Genomic DNA, 1,607 nt, shown 5'->3' with positions numbered 1-1,607 from the left:
TCAATATATTAAATTAGATTTTGCATAAAAAACAGACTACATAATACTGTAAAACACAACATATCCAGTCACTATGGTCGACCTGCAGACTGGCTGTGTATAAGGGAGCCTGACATTTATATTCCCCAGAACATCAGGTTAATGGCGTTTTTGATGTCATTTTCGCGGTGGCTGAGATCAGCCACTTCTTCCCCGATAACGGATACCGGCACACTGGCCATATCGGTGGTCATCATGCGCCAGCTTTCATCCCCGATATGCACCACCGGGTAAAGTTCACGGGAGACTTTATCTGACAGCAGACGTGCACTGGCCAGGGGGATCACCATCCGTCGCCCGGGCGTGTCAATAATATCACTCTGTACATCCACAAACAGACGATAACGGCTCTCTCTTTTATAGGTGTAAACCTTAAACTGCATTTCACCAGCCCCTGTTCTCGTCAGCAAAAGAGCCGTTCATTTCAATAAACCGGGCGACCTCAGCCATCCCTTCCTGATTTTCCGCTTTCCAGCGTTCGGCACGCAGACGACGGGCTTCATTCTGCATGGTTGTGCTTACCAGACCGGAGATATTGACATCATATATGCCTTGAGCAACTGATAGCTGTCGCTGTCAACTGTCACTGTAATACGCTGCTTCATAGCATACCTCTTTTTGACATACTTCGGGTATACATATCAGTATATATTCTTATACCGCAAAAATCAGCGCGCAAATACGCATACTGTTATCTGGCTTTTAGTAAGCCCGATCCAGATCTTTACGCCCCGCCCTGCCACTCATCGCAGTACTGTTGTAATTCATTAAGCATTCTGCCGACATGGAAGCCATCACAAACGGCATGATGAACCTGAATCGCCAGCGGCATCAGCACCTTGTCGCCTTGCGTATAATATTTGCCCATGGTGAAAACGGGGGCGAAGAAGTTGTCCATATTGGCCACGTTTAAATCAAAACTGGTGAAACTCACCCAGGGATTGGCTGAGACGAAAAACATATTCTCAATAAACCCTTTAGGGAAATAGGCCAGGTTTTCACCGTAACACGCCACATCTTGCGAATATATGTGTAGAAACTGCCGGAAATCGTCGTGGTATTCACTCCAGAGCGATGAAAACGTTTCAGTTTGCTCATGGAAAACGGTGTAACAAGGGTGAACACTATCCCATATCACCAGCTCACCGTCTTTCATTGCCATACGGAACTCCGGATGAGCATTCATCAGGCGGGCAAGAATGTGAATAAAGGCCGGATAAAACTTGTGCTTATTTTTCTTTACGGTCTTTAAAAAGGCCGTAATATCCAGCTGAACGGTCTGGTTATAGGTACATTGAGCAACTGACTGAAATGCCTCAAAATGTTCTTTACGATGCCATTGGGATATATCAACGGTGGTATATCCAGTGATTTTTTTCTCCATTTTAGCTTCCTTAGCTCCTGAAAATCTCGCCCGATCCTAACTCAAAATCCACACATTATACGAGCCGGAAGCATAAAGTGTAAAGCCTGGGGTGCCTAATGCGGCCGCCATAGTGACTGGATATGTTGTGTTTTACAGTATTATGTAGTCTGTTTTTTATGCAAAATCTAATTTAATATATTGA

The 1,607-nt window shown here is 44.8% G+C and carries 3 protein-coding genes; all 3 read right to left on the bottom strand.

The features are described 5' to 3' along the window. Positions 1-116: 116 nt before the first annotated feature. The gene (ccdB, locus tag KQ486_RS13945; protein WP_001159868.1) at positions 117-422 is read right to left on the bottom strand and encodes a type II toxin-antitoxin system toxin CcdB; all 306 of its coding nucleotides are present in this window, start codon (positions 420-422) and stop codon (positions 117-119) included. 1 nt (position 423) lies between these two features. After that, entirely contained in the window at positions 424-573 is a 150-nt protein-coding gene (ccdA, locus tag KQ486_RS13940) for a type II toxin-antitoxin system antitoxin CcdA (RefSeq protein ID WP_336511053.1), read from the bottom strand. Between the two features lie 190 nt (positions 574-763). Beyond that, the gene (locus tag KQ486_RS13935; protein ID WP_000412211.1) at positions 764-1,423 is read right to left on the bottom strand and encodes a type A-1 chloramphenicol O-acetyltransferase; all 660 of its coding nucleotides are present in this window, start codon (positions 1,421-1,423) and stop codon (positions 764-766) included. Between the last annotated feature and the right edge of the window lie 184 nt (positions 1,424-1,607).

It is taken from the genome of Allobacillus halotolerans, from assembly GCF_018967645.1.
Classification (GTDB): Bacteria; Bacillota; Bacilli; order Bacillales; family Alkalibacillaceae; genus Allobacillus; species Allobacillus halotolerans.
Note: the sequence above shows the minus strand (reverse complement) of the source record. Positions and strands in the feature narration are given on the sequence as shown.